We start from the raw sequence: 17,574 nt of genomic DNA, 5'->3' as shown, positions 1-17,574 counted from the left end.
TTCTTAACTAATTGTGGAATGGAGAGATTTTGTAATGAGGATTATCTATATTCTTTCTATCGTTCCTTTTATAGGCATTTTAGGTTTTCTTCCTTTAGTTAATAGAGTAGAACCTTTCGTATTAGGAATGCCTTTTAATATGTTCTGGATGGCGATGTGGACAGTGCTTACCTCTATTATTTTAGGTATTATGTACAAGCTGGATCCTCGAAATCAGGAAGGGGATGAATGATGAATAGTGCGCTTTTGATTATTTTAGTTTTTTGGATATTGGCGATTTTTCTTGGAATTATGTCTGTAAAAGGAAAAGATATGAACTTGGAGCAATGGACGGTTGGCGGTCGAGGCTTTGGTTCTATGTTTGTCTTTCTTTTAATGGCTGGAGAAATTTATACGACTTTTTCTTTCCTTGGGGGAAGTGGATGGGCTTATGGGAAAGGTGCACCAGCCTTATATGTCCTTATTTACATTAGTTTATCGTATGTCTTGTCTTATTGGTTATTACCTGTTATTTGGAAATATGCGAAAGAAAATAATCTAATGTCACAATCTGATTTCTTTGTCAGCAAGTATAGAAGTCCATATTTAGGAGTATTGGTCGCTTTTGTTGGTGTTATTGCAATCATTCCTATTATTGTTGTTCAACTTAAAGGTTTAGGTATTATTGTTTCGGAAGCATCATATGGAGCTATTTCCATGCCTGTTGCAGTCTGGATGGGAGCAATTAGTTTGACCATTTATGTGATGATATCAGGAATTCATGGTTCAGCTTGGACCGCTGTGATTAAAGATATTATGATGGTGGTCGTAATCGGTTTCTTAGGAATTTATCTCCCGCTTCATTATTATGGGGGTCTTCAGCCTATGTTTGAGGCTATTCATGCAACTAAACCTGAACTTTTAAAACTTCCTGAACAAGGGCTTAGTGTTTCATGGTTTATCTCTACTGTAATTTTACTTGTATTAGGTTTCTACATGTGGCCGCAAGTTTTCAGTTCCGCCTATACTGCAAAGAGTGGAAAGGTATTTCGTAAAAATGCCATAATTAGTCCTTTATATACGCTCATGTTATTATTTGTATTTTTCGTTGGATTTTCTGCTATCCTGAAGGTGCCAGGATTAGAAGGAGGAGATGTAGACCTTGCTTTACTGCGTATTTCTATTGAAACCTTTGATCCTTGGTTTATTGGTGTAATCGGAGGGGCGGGATTATTGACTGCGCTAGTGCCAGGTTCGATGCTTTTAATGAGCGGGGCCACCTTGCTGGCGAAAAATGTTTATAAGCCGTTTGTGCCATCAGCTACCGATCATAGCGTTGGAAAATTGGCCAAGTATCTCGTTCCTGCCATTGCCCTTATATCTGTTTATTTCACTTTAAACGGTGGAAATACGCTTGCGACGTTACTCCTAATGGGGTATAGCCTAATGACACAATTGTTTCCATCCCTTCTTTTTAGCTTTATGAAGGACAATTTTGTTAATAAATATGGGGCGGCGTCTGGAATCATTTGCGGAATAGCCACTGTAGCGTATATTACTATTAGTGAATCGACAATTGGTACTTTGTTTCCGTCTTTACCTCAGACAGCAAAAGATTTGAATGTTGGCATTATTGCTTTAGTGATTAACCTTTTTGTCACAATTACAGTGAGTCTAATCGTTAGAAAGTTTAAAATGTCATATAAACTAGCTGCAAAATGATTCGCGGGCTGCGTTGGGATGTTGAGCAAGTTTCTAACAACGCTAACCCACTCTGTACATGAGCGACTAATATTACAAACTAAAAAGCTAAAGCCCCCTTTTGGATGAAGGGGGCTTTAGCCTTAATGAGCGGCTGTGTTAAACCATATTGTTGATAAAACGATTGGGGGCTCGTTTTCATCTAATCAGAATAAAAAAGTACATAAGTAGAAACGAAGAGCAAAATCTAGCTTTCGGCACCTGTTATATTTTGTCGAACTATATTACACTACTATTTAGGTAGTTTGAAGCATAGGGATGAACTGGATGCTTTTTTCTATAAAACTGATGAAGGAGGAATGACAAGACCATGTATTGTCAAAAATGTGGGCATGAAGCAACGGGCGGAGATTTTTGTCAAAACTGCGGTACGATGTTGAATGAAACAGAACGTACGAAATATGCAGGATTTTGGATTCGCTTTGTAGCTTGTGTTATTGATGGAATTATTGTAGGAATTCCAATTTTTATTATCGCACTTATGTTAGGGGTTTTCTCTCTGTTTTCTACAGGGGAAATTTCGGATTTCGATAGTTCTTATGATAGTTACTCCGGCGATGAGTATTATGAACAATCTATGAGTGAATTCGATGTTACAATGTTGATTATTCAAGTAGTGGTTTGGGTTTTATCTATCGTAATTGGTATACTCTATTATGCAGGTATGCATGCCTCAAAATGGCAAGGAACGCTTGGGAAAATGATTGTTGGCATTAAAGTCACCGACTTAAACGGTCAGCGAATTTCTTTTTTACGTGCGCTTGGTCGTTATTTTGCGACCATTTTGTCAAGTATTTTATACATTGGCTACATTATCGCAGCCTTTACAGAAAAGAAACAATCACTGCATGACTTTGTTGCCAAGACAGTTGTTGTTTATAAAAGATAATAGATGAGGGCTGGCTACGTGGGTCAGCTCTATTTTTTGTGAATCAATTATTCAACAGCAGGAAGATCTGCAGAGGCCCAATGAGACGAGGTTAACCTTTCTCTCATACAAAAATATCGAAAAGCTAGTATACTAGTTGTATACTTCAAGTAGGTGGAAGGGACGATTTCCACACGAAAGAGCGATTCGTTTAGGAGTCTATCCTGCTTAGTAGCTAGTAACTCCTTTTATCACAAATTGAAAATAGGAGGAGAGTTATATGGATAAACGAAAAGTGTATATGATAAATAAGGAAACCGTTAGTCTATCGTCAGAATATGATGAGTTTGGTAACGAGTTTACGAGAGTGATTGAAGGAGAGCGGATGTTTTTCGTTGCGATGACACCAAATGAAATTATTGATCGGACTTTGAAGTATTACGGTTCTTGTCGAGAAGGAGCTATTTTAGGAGCGAGAACAATCCTTGGTGAGAAACATTCAGTTCCCGTTGCAATTGATACGAAGGAAGGACTTGTTTTCTTTCCGTGTGGCTCATTTCGCAGAAAAGATAGCGTGTGGCTTGCGAACGCGCATATTAGTCGTCTTGAAAGACTAGGAAAAGAAACGATTGTTTATACAAATTATGGACATTGTCTAATCGTTCCGATGAATATTAGCCAGATTGATATCAAAATGGGGCAAGCGTCGCGCCTTCAAATGACGCTTACACATCGTTCCACGAAGAAAATGCTTTTTCTTTATGAACGAGAGAGTGATTTTATTTTACGGAAAGGAAATGGAGAATTTAGCTTTACAGAGAAGGATGAGGAGAAGTAGAAGGGAAGCAGCTAACCTTAACGGGAGGCTGTTTTTTCGTTTTAGAAGAGAGGCAATCAATCTAGTCATAAAGAGTGCATTTGTTAGATATCATATATGAGTAAGAGTGGAAGGAGAGATGATGTGGCTTCTGAATATGAACAATCTGCAAAGTTTGAACATGGGTTTTGGCTTCAAATTTTAGGTGATCATGCTCGTTTTATTCATGATTCTCTGGCGCCGAAAGAAAAAGAAGAAATTGATCGAGCTAACTATTTTATTCATACATTTGACCGCCTGCTGGAAAGTGTCGGAACGATGAATATGGTTCAATTAAGTAAAAAAGCAGAGGAAGAAGCGCTGAGATTTCGAATGGTTAAATTAACGTTAATTGAAAAGCTCTTACTAGGAAAAGTTACGATTCATTTAGGACCTACGTTTATCAATCATATGGTGAATGAATTAGAAGAATATCTTCGTCTACTAGGCTATTTAAAATTAGGAAAGATTCCTCCGATTGCTCATGTGCTTCATCATCATTTACTTTGGACGTTAGATGCAGCCGGTCATGCGAGAGCTATATCAGATAACATGGACTGGATAGAAAAGAAAATTAAAGAGAAGAGCAATCGTTTTACAAAGGATTTTGAAGCTTTCTATTTAAAAGCTGTTGAAATGACAGGATACTTACGAACGAATCTATCAACATTTCCTGCTTTAACTAGATTTAATGAAAGTGTGACTCTTGAAATGCAGCTGTTTATGAGCTTTCTACAAGAAATTGAAGAATTGGAGCTTAGCGAACAAGCGCTTGGCATTTTTGCTCCTCTTATGGCTGATCATATGTTTAGGGAAGAATGCTACTATTTAACGAAGTTGGCTCAGGCTACGGAAAAAAATGCGCCAAATTGTAACCCAGCAAAGCCTAGAATAAATAAGTAATTTTTTATTAAGAAAAACACCGTTCAAACGGTGTTTTTCTAGTTTTGCAAACTATGACGGACGTCAGTTTTATTTGGAATATTCTTTGTTTTAAAATGTGAAAATGCATAGCATCCTGCAATAACGATACTGCTGCCGATTACTTGGATGCTTGTCATTTGTTCGCCTAAAAATAGAAAAGCAAAAATAGCAGTGAAGATTGGGTTGAAGTTTAAGAAAAGTCCTGAAATGGTTGCTCCTACATGTTTTACCCCAAGATTCCAAAGTACGGTGCAGACGACTGTAGAAATGACACCTGTATAAAGCATCGATTGAATGAATGAAGCATTAATATTGGATACCGCAAAGCTTGAAAGATTGAAGGGAAGCAGAACAAGAAGTCCGAATATGCCTGAATAGAGAGTAGCCATCATTGCCGAAGTCTTTGATAGCGCCCACTTGCTACAAACAGAATAAATTCCCCAAATAGCTACTGCAGCGAACATATAACCGTCTCCCAAATTAAATTGGAGTGAGAGAAATAGGTCTATGTTTCCTTTAGAAAGAACAAGCATCACTCCAAGAAATGAAAAAATAATTGAAAGTATTTGCCGTTTATTCATTTTTTCCTTTAAAAAAATAAAAGAGAATAGGGCGATTGAAATCATATTGAATGTTGAAATTAAGCCTGCATTTGTCGCCGAAGTATGCTCTAATGCAGCAAATTGTAACAGATTAAATAATGTAACCCCGGTAATACCCATTAAAAATAAAGGGAAAAGGGCATCTCGTGAAGGAAGGATCTTTCTTTCTTTCCACCATACAATCGGTAATAGGACGATGACGGCAATGATCCAGCGCAAGCTTGTTAAGGTCATCGAGGAGGCGTGTTCAACAAGAGACTTGCTGATAATAAAATTACCTGCCCATAATGAACTAGTTAATAGTAATAATGAGAAGTAAACATATCGCATGTTAGTTAGCTCCATTCCTATTTCAAAAGACTGTAAAAGCTATTGAAGTCATTGTGCACAATGGCGTATAGTATTGATGTGAATAATTTTAACACTTTCGTTATATATGTAGTGATTTAATTTGTTTTATGATATAAATTTGAAATTTTAAAAAGTATATAAGTTCTTTACCGAATAAAATTCACTTTTTTATGCAGGAATGAGATTATTTTTGGAACAATTGTAAAGGGGGAGAAGACGTGGAATCCATCGTGAGCAAGGTATTAGATAAAATAGATCTTCAAATTTTAGATATTTTACAAAAACAAGCACAAATCAGCAATATAGAGATGGCTAAACGTGTCAATTTGTCCCCGCCTGCAACTCATGCGAGAATCAAGCGCTTAGAGCAGGAAGGATTTATTAATCAACAGGTGGCCATTTTAAATCAAGAGAAATTGGGATTTGATTTATTATGTTTTATTTTTATGAGTACAAACATCCATCAAGAGGAGCAAATAAAAGTAGTAGAAAAAGCGTTAAAAACGATGCCTGAAGTATTAGAATGTCACTGTTTAACAGGGGAGTATGATTATTTATTAAAAGTGATTATTAAAGAGAGGAAGGAGCTTGAACTTTTTATTAGAAAGTTAAATAAACTAGGCATTACTCGAATTCAAACGAGCTTAGCATTAAGAGAAATTAAGTGCTCGACGATTTTGCCAATCTGTGAAGGTTCAATAAGCAATTGACGTGATAAACTTAGGAAGCAGGTTTTTGTTATATAACTTTTTGGCTATGTTAAACAAACGATTTTGGGCTTGTTAACAAAGCTTTTAAAGCGGAATAGAAAAGATGACTAGTTTATAGGTGAGGAGATGCTCCTTTACCCTATATTCTAGCCATCTTTTTTTCATTATTCGCGAATGTCCCAAGTGACTTTCAATGATTCGACTATATAATCTGCAACTTCTTCAACATCAAGGCCGTCCGTTTTAACTTTTGAATGATGGTAGGAGTATATCTCTTGTCTATTATTAAAAAGTTCTTCAATTTCCTCAAGAGTGCGTCCTTGTAATACTGGTCTGCTATCGATAATTAAGCTTATTCTGTCCTTCCAATATTCCCAGGATAAATCCAGAAAGAACACCGTACAATTAGCCAGACAGATCTTTCGGATTTCTTCTTGTAAAAAAGCTCCTCCTCCAACTGAAATAATTTTCAATGGTTGTTGGCTAAAGTGTTCAATTAAACTTTTTTCTTTTTCACGGAAAGCTTTTTCCCCGATTTTCTTAAATATTTCTGTCGTAGGCATATTATATTCTTTCTCAATTTCCTGATCTATATCAATAAAATCTCTATATAGTTTCTTGGCTACTAACTGTCCAATCGTAGTTTTACCTACTCCCATAAAACCAATGAAAACGATACTCTGTGTTCTAGGAGATATTCTGTTATTAATCATGGATAACCCTCTTCTCTAACTATTTATAATCATTAGAAATTATCTTGATATTCTGCTCAAATAAACTTAATTATAGTATAAGTCCATAAGTTTGTAAAAAAGTTTTTGAAATATTCTTTATACTTATTCGAATTCTGAGAATAGCTTCCTAAATGGATTTTTGCTTAAGAATGGAGAAAGGGAAAAGTAAAAAAAGCCCCAATTTTTTGAGGCTTGAAAAGGTGGTATTAGACGGTGGATGATTATTTGCTAGTATTATGAAGATTGATAAGTACATTAAGAACAAAACAAAGAATACCGAGACTCATGATACTAGCTCCAATAGCTACGAGGGGTTGAACGGAAGCGTTTCCAGATTCGAGCACCATAAGGCTGATCATCATGATTGGCAATCCGATATTAGCAAGCCAAAAATGAAGCTTACCGAGAAGCTTTTCGGCTAGAGCTGGGAAGAGATGATAAATAAGGCCTGCAAGTGCAAAGGAAGCCCAGCCTAAAAGATTGATATGTGCATGGGATGGCGCATACTCGAAATGATGTGTAATCGACATAAACATACCTAAACCAACACCGATGATGAAATATACAACGGAAATCTTAAGAAACCGAATCCCCATAATATGACCCCTCCTTTTCTAGTAGGAGTATATGCTCTTGTATGAGAAAAAATAATTTCGGAGGTGAAATTTTACCTTACTATATTCAATAGTTATAATGAAATAGAGAAAACTTATGAATGAGGTGCTAGGATGTCAGAAATTAAAAGTATTACTCCAGCAGAATTAGAAGCTAAGCTTGAAGCGGGAGAACAACTAGAAATCGTTGATGTACGTGAAGATGAAGAAGTACAAATGGGGATGATTGGTGAAGCAAAACATATCCCGATGAACGAAATTCCAGCGAATCTCGATCAATTCGATAAAGAAAAAGAATATATCTTCGTTTGTCGTTCAGGACGCCGCAGCGAAAATGTTTGTCATTACCTACAGGAACAAGGCTTTAAAGTCGTGAATATGACTGGCGGTATGCTTGAATGGACAGGAGAAGTCGTTTTTAAATAATAAGGTATAACATGTCCTGAAATGGGGAACCCTGTTTTAAAAAACAAAGGCAGGGAAGACGCCGATGATTCAAGTGAAGTTGTTTGATACGGAGCATGAAAAGGATTTAGAAGAAGAAATGAACGCTTTTCTCGTCAACATTCGGGACAGTCAAATTGTCGATATTAAATATAATGTGGCTATGAATGCTGAAGAGGAAGATGAACAAATCTACTGCTTTAGTGCAATGATTGTTTATAAGAAAAAATGATGGAGCTGTCTCAGTGCGGAGGCAGCTCTTTATGTTGTCTGCTTGAAAAAACTAAGGTACTATCAACAAAAATGAGACATTCGATTGTGAACCAATAAGCGCCAATCGATACGTTGATTTGTCCCGCTTTATTGTATTTTCTATACAACATCTTATCATAGCTGCATTTTAAGGAGTGGAAAATATGGAAAATTTTACAGAGCGAGTTATTCGAGTTATTCAACAAATTCCACCTGGAAACGTTATGACCTATGGGCAAATTGCTAAGCTGGCTGGAAGTCCCAGAGGAGCTAGACAAGTTGTGCGAATTTTACATTCAAGCAGTCACAAATATGAGCTCCCTTGGCACCGTGTCATTAATGCGAAAGGGGAAATAGGCATTAAAAATGAGGAGTTAAGCTTTGTTCAAAAAATGAAGCTTGAACAGGAGGGCGTTCAAATTCAAAATGATAAAATAGATCTTGTGAAGTATCGATATCAACTGCTATGATTAATACGTGGAAACAAATTGATTCAGAATGTTTTCCCTCCAACGGGATATGAACCTGCTAACATTCCACCATTTGAAGCATATTTAGATTCTGATCTCTATCGTGCAAATTCTTATAATGAAATTTGGGTGGCAATCAATTGAACTACCCCCACCTACTCCACTACGTTTCGTTGAGGAGGGGGATTCCTACGTACAAGATTCTATCGAACCTTAATGGAGTAGGCGATCCCTGTCGCACCGACAGTTAGCAGTACAAACGACTAACCTAGCAAGTCTCCTGCAAAAAAAGAATCTAGTTAGACAGCTAACGCTAATTCTTTTATATTTTTAGATGCGTTCACATCCGCGTTGTCTGTGTGACCGCATTTTTGACACACAAATTCAGCTTGCGATGGACGATTGGCTTTTTCTGTATGGCCGCAAGCATGACAACGCTGTGAGGTACGGGTAGGATGGACAGCGATGACGGTTTTTCCATACCATTCCGCTTTATATTCGAGCATGGTACGGAATTGTGACCAAGATGCTTCACTGATTGCTTTTGCCAGATGGTGATTCTTCCTCATATTCGCTACCTTTAAATCTTCTATTTCGATTACATCGTGGTTTTTGATAATTTTTTGCTTCATCTAGTGGTTTCTTTTGTTGAAGCGCTCTTTCTTGTCTTCTCGATAAGATCCGTTGTGCTTTCACCAATTTTTCCTCCAGAGAACGGAAAAACTTTGGATTTGAATAGATGGTTCCATCTGACAGAATCGCAAAATCTTTTAGGCCGACATCGATGCCAACAGCCGAATTTGTTTTTGGTAATTCTGTTCCTTCTACTTCGGTCGTTAGAGAAACAAAATATTTCCCCGATGGATTCCGTCTAATCGTCGCACTCAAAATACGACCGTGTACTTCACGACTTTTGGCAAAACGAACAAAACCTAGCTTTGGCAACTTGATATGGTCGTCTATAACAGCGATATTTCCATTCGTATGCTTCGTAACGTAAGACTGGACAGGATTCTTTTTTGATTTAAAACGTGGTAGCTTATTCTGTTTTTTGTAATATCGACTATAAGCATCCGCTAAGTTTTCAACCGATTTTTGCAAAGCGATACTATCCACTTCTTTCAAAAAAGAATACTGTTTCTTTAATTCTGGAAGTTCTTTGATTGTTTCATATTTATTTAAATAGTCCCCTTTCCAATTATTTGAGGAAAGTTGACCATTCTGCTTCATTTCTTCTGTGATAGACCAGTAAGCGTCTTTTTCTTTCTGTTTACCAAGAAAGAGATTAAAGACAAATCTTGAACAACCGATCGTCTTATGGATGAGTTCCATTTGTTTCTGATTAGGGTATAAGCGAAACTTAAAGGCTTTGTGGATGAACATGGTTGGGCACCTCCTTCACCATTTACCTTATTATACCATATGTAAACCTAAGGATACAAACATCAGTTCCCTTTTGTGGAATAGTCACTAATCAGAAGGACAAAAGGGATGGTCCTCCTATCATCGTCATTTTCTTATGATTCAACCAACAGTCGGACAATCGAGATGGCAAGTAAGCCTTCCCAATCAGAAGGCGATTCATCCCCTCCCTACTCATTGGGCTATCACCCTTCACATTCCTTGAGGAAGGGGTATTTTCGCCTATTTTTTCGATAAAACTTCCGTCAGTAGGGATGTATCTTTGCACATATAAAAGGCTGTTCGATTGAACAGCCTTTTACGAGTTTTTCGTTATTTATGGGTTTTATTCGGCTTTTTCTTGCCGGGATTTCCGTTGCCTTGGTGTTGTTTGTTTTTTTCTTGTTTTTGTTGTTGCACCTGAATTCTTTCTACAAAATCCTCTGAGTTTACCATGATCGCTTCCTCCTCAAATAAGGTTCGTTCTCTGTTAATATCATCATTTGAGAAGAATATATTCACATCAAATAAAAAATAGGCAGAGACACCTGCTTCTTACTTGTTTTTAGAGAAAGCAGCTGCGTTCATCCCAGCAAGTCTGCCTGTAACGAGTGCGGATGTAATATTGTAGCCGCCTGTGTAGCCATGTATGTCTAAAATTTCACCGCAGAAGTAAAGTCCATCCATCAATTTGGAGGCCATTTCTTTTGGATGAATTTCTTTAACAGATACACCACCACCTGTAACGAAGGCTTTTTCGAGCGGTTGTGTCCCATTTACAGTAAAGCGAAAGTCTTTACATAATTCCGCTAAACGGCGGATTTTTTCGTGAGAGAGCATAGCTCCTTGCTCTTGAAGATCGATGCCGCTGCGTTCTAATAAGAAATGTAAGTAACGTTCAGGTACAAGACCTTTTAACGTATTTTTAATTGCTTTCTTCGGCTCAGCTTTAATTTCTTTCATGAGCATTTGAAATACTTCTTCTTTATTTTGGTCGGGAAGAACATCCAACTGCATTGTCACTTCATGCAGATTCCATTTTTTCATCGCTTTGACAACAAATTGACTGCAGCGCAGCACGGCTGGACCGGAGATGCCAAAGTGGGTGAAAATCATATCCATACGGTGCGTGATTAATGGTTTTCCTTTCGGATTAAGCACGCTAAGAGATATATCTCGTAACGAGAGACCTTGCAACGTTTTAGCCTTGATGAACGGCTCATTGCTTAAGACGGGAACCTCTGTAGGGAATAACTCAGTAATGGTATGTCCCGCTTTTTTAGCCCAAGCGTAACCGTCGCCCGTAGAACCTGTATGCGGCACAGATTTACCTCCGACAGCAATGACAAGAGCATTCGCCTCGAATGTTTGTCCATCTTTTAGCTGTATCCCTGCTGTATGGCCCTCTTCATAAAGGACATCGGCAACAGGGGCATTTTTATAAATAGTGACATTAAGTTGGTTCAGGCGAGTTAACAGTGCATCGACAACGCTTTGTGCTTTATCGTTTACTGGAAACATGCGTCCATGATCTTCTTCTTTTAGTTGTACACCTAGCTTTTCAAAAAATTGAATAATGTCTTCATTGTTAAATTCCGAGAAGGCGCTGTATAGAAAGCGTCCATTGCCGGGAATATGCTGAATAATTTCATCAATCGATAAACGGTTGGTAACGTTGCAACGCCCGCCACCAGAGATGGCAAGCTTGCGACCAAGCTTTTCGCCTTTATCGACTAAAAGTACACGAGCTCCTTTTTCACCAGCGGCAATGGCTGCCATTAATCCGGAAGGGCCGCCGCCAATTACGATTACGTTATATTTCAATAGTTATCACCACTTCTTCATTTTCATTCTTCCTATTATAAAGCATTTTTGTAAATGTAGAAAATAACGAGTAAATTAGATTGAGTATTGTGTTAGAAAAAGGTAAACTGAAGAGTAGTTTTTGTTTTGAGACAAACTCTTTATATCGGCAAGTATAGAGAAATGTTTAGCTTTGTTAGAATATCGATGAGTTTCTCAATGTAACTGATACAGGCAGGATGGGATTATATGTCGTCTAAGTTCTTAAAAGGAGCTTTTATATTAACGCTTGGTTCAATTTTATCAAAAGTTTTGGGATTGTTCTATTTAATCCCGTTTGAAGCGATGGTTGGCAACAAAGGGGCTACATTGTACCAATATGGATATGTTCCGTATTCCATTTTTCTTAGTTTTGCGACAGCGGGGATGCCCCTTGCTGTTTCGAAGTTTATTTCTAAATATAATGCGTTAGAAGAATATGCTGTAGGTAGAAAGCTATTTAAATCCAGTTTACTTTTAATGATGATAACTGGTTTTCTTTCATTCTTGATATTATATTCAATGGCTCCGTTCTATGCGGGATTTGTTACGGTTGGGGAGAATCCGTTGCCGGTTGAAGATACAACGGCCGTCATTCGTGCCATTAGTTTTGCACTTATTATCGTGCCATTTATGAGTATTATCCGCGGGTTCTTGCAAGGGCATGAAGAGATGGAACCTTCTGCCGTTTCCATGGTAGTAGAACAAATTGTTCGGATTGTTTTCCTTTTAGCAGGTGTATATGTTGTGCTAAAGCTTATGGACGGCGAATTGGTGACAGCTATTAGTATCGCGACATTTGCAGCAACAGTTGGGGCTGTTGGTGGTCTGGTTGTGCTTTTGTGGCACTGGAAAAAACGAAAGCCAAAATTAGATCAGTTACTTTCACAGGATAAAGGAACGGTTCATATTTCACTTGTACAAATTTATAAGGAGATTTTATTATCATCGATTCCGTTTGTGTTTGTAGGGATTGCTATGCCTTTATTTCAACAAGTGGATGCTTTAACATTTAACCGAGCTATGGTTTCTATTGGTTTAGATAATATCTCTGAAGATGCATTAGGGATTTTGAATGTGTATGCTCAAAAGCTTGTCATCATTCCAATGACACTTGCAACGGGTTTTTCAATGGCGCTTGTGCCATCGGTAACAAAGGCTTATATCAGTCAAAATCAGGATTTGTTTAAATATCAACTCGATCAATCATTTCAGATTTTACTATTTTTAACGATTCCAGCTGTTGTGGGGATGTCTGTGTTAGCGGATCCGGTTTATTCAGCCTTTTATAGTCATAATCCATTAGGTACAGAGGTGCTTCAAGCGTATGCGCCAACAGCTGTGTTATTTGCTTTATTTTCGGTAACAGCCGCTATTTTACAAGGAATTAACGAGCAAAAGTTTACCGTATTGAGTTTGCTTGTTGGCTTTTTGATTAAGCTAAGTTTAAACATTCCATTGATTCAATGGTTTGAAACAATGGGTTCAATTTATGCCACAACTCTTGGGTTCCTAGCAGCTGTTGTGTTAAATTTAGCTTTCATTTCTTATTTTACAGGCTATCGCTATAATCTTCTTATACGTAGAACACTGCTTATTATTGCTTTTACAGCTGGCATGGCTTTAATTGTTTGGATTGTAGAAAGTGGCTTGCAGTTGTTCCTTGATGTAGAAAGCAGATGGCAGGCGATTGTCATAGTTGCGATTTGTGTTGGCTTTGGCGGTCTTTTTTACGCAGCCGTTGCTTTAAAAAGTAAGCTGGCTCACCGGTTATTTGGCAGTCGAATCGAGCGTTTACAAAAACGATTAAAATTATAGAAGGTGGAGGAGCTTCCTCCGCTTTTTCTGATTTTTTTACAGGTAAAGTATATAAATTACCAGATGAAAAGTATAAACTGGCAGGTAGATACCAACCTATTAGACGGAGAATATTAGTATGAAATTTCCCCCACATTTAACGGGCAGTAAGCCCCCGCTGATGGAAGTTTCACTTTATGGAATCGAAAAAGGAGATTATATGAGAATTGACAAATTACTAGCGAATATTGGATACGGAAGTAGAAAAGAAGTAAAGGGATTGCTGAAATCTGGAGCAGTGAAAGTAAATGAAGCCATCGTTAAGGATGCAAAGCTGCATGTGAAGCCGGAGGAAGACATTGTAACCGTTCACGGAGAGCAGATAGAGTACAAGGAATTTGTGTACTTAATGATGAATAAGCCGCCCGGTGTATTGTCGGCAACGGAAGACCATTATCAAGAAACGGTTATTGATTTATTGGGGCTTGAGGATTCCATCTATGAGCCGTTTCCAGTTGGACGTTTGGATAAAGATACAGAAGGGCTATTGCTGATTACAAACGATGGTCAGTTGGCCCACCAATTATTATCACCGAAAAAGCATGTACCGAAGACGTATTTTGCAGTAATTGAAGGAGAAGTGACGGAGCGGGATATTGAAGCGTTTCGAGCAGGTGTGACCTTGGATGATGGCTATTTAACGAAGCCAGGTGAGCTCGTTATTTTAAAATCAGGACCCACATCTGACATTGAGCTGACGATTACGGAAGGGAAGTTTCATCAAGTGAAGCGGATGTTTGAAGCTGTCGATAAGCGAGTGATTTATTTAAAACGCTTGTCAATGGGAAGCTTGCAGTTAGATAAGGAGCTTGAACTTGGAGAGTATCGGGAATTGACGGATGAGGAGCTAGAGGGCTTGAAGAGAGGTCAATAGCAAAAAAATGAGGCGGACAATATGTCGGCCTCATTCCATATAATACACATCGATTTTCGGGTGGATCGATTTTTGTTTAAGATGACATCTTTACCTTCTTGTTAGTTGTTGTCCAGAAGCCACGGCTTGGGCTTTTAACCAGGTCATTGTAAGCTAAGACATTTAAATCGCGCTGTACTGTTCGAGGAGTGATACCAAATTCTTCTACAATCTCTTGAGTAGATACCGTACCGTTGTCATTGATAAACATATAAACGGATTTAATACGGGTTAACATGCGATTTGTTGAAGGTTTCAAACAATCACTCCTTAATTATTTTTCATTGGTTTTGTTGAACAAATGAAAACAACCGATATGTCGGACAGCTTCAGGCTGTCTCTATGTATCTTGCTGGGACCCACCCTACAACTCCTCGGAAACTTCCAGAAACAATAAGATGTCCTTTATTTAATATTACCTCTATATTTGGATAATTTCTACTTGAAAGTTCGAAATTATCGAAATATTGGATATTTAGTCATTTATTTGGTAAAAGTATATGCTGTTTCACCTTTATTTAATACACTTTTTTTAAAAAAAGATAGTGGTAAATACTTCCGTATAATTATGTAATATTCTTAATCACTAAAATATTGCATGATTATATGTTTTTTTACCGATTTTCCGAACGAGAAAGCCCATTACGGTGTGAGTCACACCCCCTTTAGGGATGAGAGTGAGGTCGAACCGGGCGTGTTTTATGACACGTCAGAGGTTCGATTTTTTTTATAGGATATACTCTTGTGTTAAGAACGGATGTTCTGCTATAATGAGTGTAAGTAAAAGAGAAAGGAGGCAAAACGATTTGTTTGTCACTCATTCCTTTCAAATTCCTTTCAAATTCCTTATGATCGAAACATATACAAAGAATTAAGAAAGATGCAACGAGAAGCGGCCTCCGTTTGGAACGATATCGTGCGGGAAGCTACTTCCTATTATTTTGCTTGTAAAAAGTGGGTAAGTAAAACCGAGATTCAAGCTATTCGAAAACAAACCTACAACCTTCATTCGCAGACGGTTCAAGCCATTGCAGATAAGTATGCGGCGAACCGTGAAACGATTCGACAGCTGAGAAAAACGGATAAAAAAGCCAAATATCCGTGGCGAAGAAAATATTATTATTGTATCCCCTTAAAAAAAGCTTCTATGGACATTTCAGCAGACACCATCACGATTAAAAAAGTAGACTATGGATTCTCCCTCTCTGACCTTTTAACTAAGAAGAAAAAGAAAAACTGGAACGAAAAGTTTCCGAAGCAACATACATCGGTCGTCATCCCCAATCGATCAGAAGAACACTTAGACGCATGTAACTATGCGGAAATTGTCTGGCGGAACGGAGCGTATTGGTTTTGTTATGCGGTTCAAGTTCCTGAACAAGATTTGTCTGCGTATGAGAAGAAGGTGGCAGGTGGAGATTTAGGAGAAATTCATGCGGTCACGGTGGCCACCGAAGATCGAGCGCTTGTCTTGTCAGGACGTGCGATGCGCAGTATCTCTCAATTCCGTGCCAAAGCTTTAGCGGACTTAAGCAAGAAAATGTCCCGTTGTAAAAAAGGCTCTCGTCAATGGAAAAAGTACAAAGACACCAGAAATCGCCTATGCCAAACAAGCAACAACCAACTTGAAGCTCTGGAACATAAAACGACGAAAGAAATTGTCGCCTTTTTAGAAGCAGAAAAAGTGACGCATTTGGTCATTGGAAACGTGTCAGGTATTGAAAAAGGGACCAAGAAGAACGAACAAAAGAAACGAAAACAGAACAAAGTGAGAAGACAACAACTGTCCCTGTGGAATCAAGGGAAAATCAAACAAAAGCTCATCTATAAAGCGAAATTAAAAGGCATCCATGTGACAGAAACGGAAGAAAGCTATACGTCTCAAGACTGTCCGTTTTGCGGAGGTAGACATCGGGCAAAGGGAAGAACGTTTATTTGTTCTGTTCACAAAACAGAAATCCATCGTGATGTAAACGGTGCTCAAAATATTGCACGTAAACAACATCACATGGCCGTCCGACCACTTGTTTCTGTGGTGTTTAAACAGCCTGTTTGGTATCAACGTTTTTTGTCCAAAAAACAAGGAGATTCCTCTCTTAAGGACAAGCCCCCAACAGGAAAAAGTATCGCCGGTCGAACGGCGTAGTCGGCACAGACCTTGCCCACTTGAAAGACTGTGTTTCTCTCAAGTGTTGCTCACTTAAGTCTTGCCTCTGCCTCTTTTTATGGAAGGTGGTAAGTGGGGTGTTTGTGAGAAAGAACCCCGTGGCTTTAGCCATGGGAGTGGTCAGATGCTAAACGATATGAGACGGCAGACCGTTATAGATGCTATGAATGGGAATCAAGTGATTAGGCTGAGGCGTTTGTTCAGAAAAAATGAAAATAGTATAATGGTAAGAAGGGAAGGCTGAGGAATAAGGGGGAGCTGGGATGTCTGGAAATCGAAATCAGCAAATTGGACCGCCTCGTTTTGCAATTGCTATTCATTCACTTGTTTGGCTTGCACAAAGCGGGAGGATACTGACGAGTGCAAAGATTGCTTCACAAGTGAATTCACATGCTACGTTTTTGCGCCGGGTGCTGGCTCAGCTTGCTGCTGCCGGAATCGTTGATACGAAGGAAGGAAGAGATGGCGGTTATAGTTTGAAGGTTCCAGCTGATGAATTGACATTGGGAGATGTATATGAGGCCGTTAGACCGGAATGTTTGATTTGTTCTGATACACCTGAATGTGGAGAAATTGGCAAGCAGTTGGATCATGCTTTAGAAGAATTATTAAATGAAGCGGAATTCGAAATGATTAATAAATTAAAGAAATATACATTAGAGCAGTTTATGGAAAATATTGATTTTAGTTATAGTGAGCAAGAATGTTTTAATTAAAGCCAATCAATTGCTTTTCAAGATTGGAATCGATATAATGCGCTTATAATGATTGCAGTTAGTGTAAGCTAATTGCATTTTCTTTTGAATAAAATGTGCTTTTAAAAGTATCA

General features: G+C 38.2%; 19 protein-coding genes and 1 pseudogene. 13 read left to right on the top strand and 7 right to left on the bottom strand.

All coding sequences use genetic code 11. The features are described from left to right. The first annotated feature begins 34 nt into the window (after positions 1–34). From BAOM_RS19395 to BAOM_RS19375, 5 genes are all read left to right on the top strand, one after another. On the top strand, positions 35–232 hold the full coding sequence (locus BAOM_RS19395; protein ID WP_127761703.1) for a DUF3311 domain-containing protein: 198 nt from the start codon (positions 35–37) through the stop codon (positions 230–232). Continuing rightward, the gene (locus BAOM_RS19390; RefSeq protein WP_127762648.1) at positions 232–1,701 is read left to right on the top strand and encodes a sodium:solute symporter family protein; all 1,470 of its coding nucleotides are present in this window, start codon (positions 232–234) and stop codon (positions 1,699–1,701) included. The genes BAOM_RS19395 and BAOM_RS19390 overlap by 1 nt, the downstream gene beginning before the upstream one ends. A gap of 349 nt (positions 1,702–2,050) precedes the next feature. Next, positions 2,051–2,629 carry an RDD family protein gene (locus BAOM_RS19385; protein ID WP_252282621.1) on the top strand — a complete coding sequence of 193 codons (579 nt, stop codon included), beginning with the start codon at positions 2,051–2,053 and terminating at the stop codon, positions 2,627–2,629. Positions 2,630–2,888: 259 nt separating this feature from the next. Further along, positions 2,889–3,446, top strand: coding sequence for a competence protein ComK (locus BAOM_RS19380; protein WP_127761702.1), 558 nt, complete (start codon positions 2,889–2,891; stop codon positions 3,444–3,446). Between the two features lie 96 nt (positions 3,447–3,542). Beyond that, the gene (locus tag BAOM_RS19375) at positions 3,543–4,367 is read left to right on the top strand and encodes a DUF2935 domain-containing protein (RefSeq protein WP_127761701.1); all 825 of its coding nucleotides are present in this window, start codon (positions 3,543–3,545) and stop codon (positions 4,365–4,367) included. Between the two features lie 38 nt (positions 4,368–4,405). Here BAOM_RS19375 and BAOM_RS19370 read toward each other — a convergent pair whose 3' ends face one another. Further along, a complete protein-coding gene (locus tag BAOM_RS19370; protein ID WP_127761700.1) occupies positions 4,406–5,320 on the bottom strand; it encodes a DMT family transporter in 915 nt (304 codons plus the stop codon). A gap of 239 nt (positions 5,321–5,559) precedes the next feature. On the opposite strand from BAOM_RS19370, the gene BAOM_RS19365 reads away from it, so the two are divergent. After that, complete coding sequence (locus BAOM_RS19365) at positions 5,560–6,051, top strand: Lrp/AsnC family transcriptional regulator (protein ID WP_127761699.1); 492 nt, start codon at positions 5,560–5,562, stop codon at positions 6,049–6,051. Between the two features lie 164 nt (positions 6,052–6,215). Here BAOM_RS19365 and BAOM_RS19360 read toward each other — a convergent pair whose 3' ends face one another. Both BAOM_RS19360 and BAOM_RS19355 read right to left on the bottom strand, forming a co-directional pair. Beyond that, a complete protein-coding gene (locus BAOM_RS19360) occupies positions 6,216–6,764 on the bottom strand; it encodes a shikimate kinase (RefSeq protein WP_127761698.1) in 549 nt (182 codons plus the stop codon). 242 nt (positions 6,765–7,006) lie between these two features. Further along, positions 7,007–7,381: a heme-copper oxidase family protein gene (locus BAOM_RS19355; RefSeq protein WP_127761697.1), complete on the bottom strand. Its 375-nt coding sequence runs from the start codon at positions 7,379–7,381 to the stop codon at positions 7,007–7,009. 132 nt (positions 7,382–7,513) lie between these two features. On the opposite strand from BAOM_RS19355, the gene BAOM_RS19350 reads away from it, so the two are divergent. The 3 genes from BAOM_RS19350 (at position 7,514) to BAOM_RS19340 (ending at position 8,565) form a co-directional block, all read left to right on the top strand. Next, positions 7,514–7,825 carry a rhodanese-like domain-containing protein gene (locus tag BAOM_RS19350; protein ID WP_127761696.1) on the top strand — a complete coding sequence of 104 codons (312 nt, stop codon included), beginning with the start codon at positions 7,514–7,516 and terminating at the stop codon, positions 7,823–7,825. Positions 7,826–7,889: 64 nt separating this feature from the next. Beyond that, positions 7,890–8,075 carry a sporulation protein Cse60 gene (locus BAOM_RS19345; RefSeq protein ID WP_119116917.1) on the top strand — a complete coding sequence of 62 codons (186 nt, stop codon included), beginning with the start codon at positions 7,890–7,892 and terminating at the stop codon, positions 8,073–8,075. A gap of 184 nt (positions 8,076–8,259) precedes the next feature. After that, positions 8,260–8,565, top strand: a complete 306-nt coding sequence (locus BAOM_RS19340) for an MGMT family protein (protein ID WP_127761695.1) — start codon at positions 8,260–8,262, stop codon at positions 8,563–8,565. 299 nt (positions 8,566–8,864) lie between these two features. On the opposite strand, the pseudogene BAOM_RS19330 reads toward BAOM_RS19340, so the two are convergent. The 3 genes and pseudogenes from BAOM_RS19330 to BAOM_RS19320 form a co-directional block, all read right to left on the bottom strand. Continuing rightward, positions 8,865–9,948, bottom strand: a pseudogene (locus tag BAOM_RS19330) (RNA-guided endonuclease TnpB family protein). A gap of 351 nt (positions 9,949–10,299) precedes the next feature. After that, the gene (locus BAOM_RS19325) at positions 10,300–10,422 is read right to left on the bottom strand and encodes a DUF4023 family protein (protein WP_127761694.1); all 123 of its coding nucleotides are present in this window, start codon (positions 10,420–10,422) and stop codon (positions 10,300–10,302) included. Between the two features lie 99 nt (positions 10,423–10,521). Continuing rightward, entirely contained in the window at positions 10,522–11,790 is a 1,269-nt protein-coding gene (locus BAOM_RS19320) for a BaiN/RdsA family NAD(P)/FAD-dependent oxidoreductase (RefSeq protein WP_127761693.1), read from the bottom strand. Between the two features lie 228 nt (positions 11,791–12,018). Between BAOM_RS19320 and BAOM_RS19315 the strand changes: the two genes are divergently transcribed. Further along, a complete protein-coding gene (locus BAOM_RS19315) occupies positions 12,019–13,626 on the top strand; it encodes a putative polysaccharide biosynthesis protein (protein WP_127761692.1) in 1,608 nt (535 codons plus the stop codon). A gap of 199 nt (positions 13,627–13,825) precedes the next feature. Continuing rightward, positions 13,826–14,539: a pseudouridine synthase gene (locus BAOM_RS19310; protein WP_127762646.1), complete on the top strand. Its 714-nt coding sequence runs from the start codon at positions 13,826–13,828 to the stop codon at positions 14,537–14,539. 76 nt (positions 14,540–14,615) lie between these two features. Here BAOM_RS19310 and BAOM_RS19305 read toward each other — a convergent pair whose 3' ends face one another. Next, positions 14,616–14,837 (bottom strand): DeoR family transcriptional regulator, encoded by a 222-nt coding sequence (locus tag BAOM_RS19305; RefSeq protein WP_119116910.1) that lies wholly within the window; start codon positions 14,835–14,837, stop codon positions 14,616–14,618. Positions 14,838–15,419: 582 nt separating this feature from the next. Between BAOM_RS19305 and BAOM_RS19300 the strand changes: the two genes are divergently transcribed. Beyond that, the gene (locus BAOM_RS19300) at positions 15,420–16,724 is read left to right on the top strand and encodes an RNA-guided endonuclease InsQ/TnpB family protein (protein ID WP_127761691.1); all 1,305 of its coding nucleotides are present in this window, start codon (positions 15,420–15,422) and stop codon (positions 16,722–16,724) included. 284 nt (positions 16,725–17,008) lie between these two features. Next, on the top strand, positions 17,009–17,461 hold the full coding sequence (locus tag BAOM_RS19295; RefSeq protein WP_127761690.1) for an RrF2 family transcriptional regulator: 453 nt from the start codon (positions 17,009–17,011) through the stop codon (positions 17,459–17,461). Positions 17,462–17,574 lie beyond the last annotated feature (113 nt).

It is taken from the genome of Peribacillus asahii, from assembly GCF_004006295.1.
GTDB lineage: Bacteria > Bacillota > Bacilli > Bacillales > DSM-1321 > Peribacillus > Peribacillus asahii_A.
The sequence above is the reverse complement of the archived record's forward strand: the minus strand, read 5'-3'. Positions and strand labels throughout refer to the sequence as shown.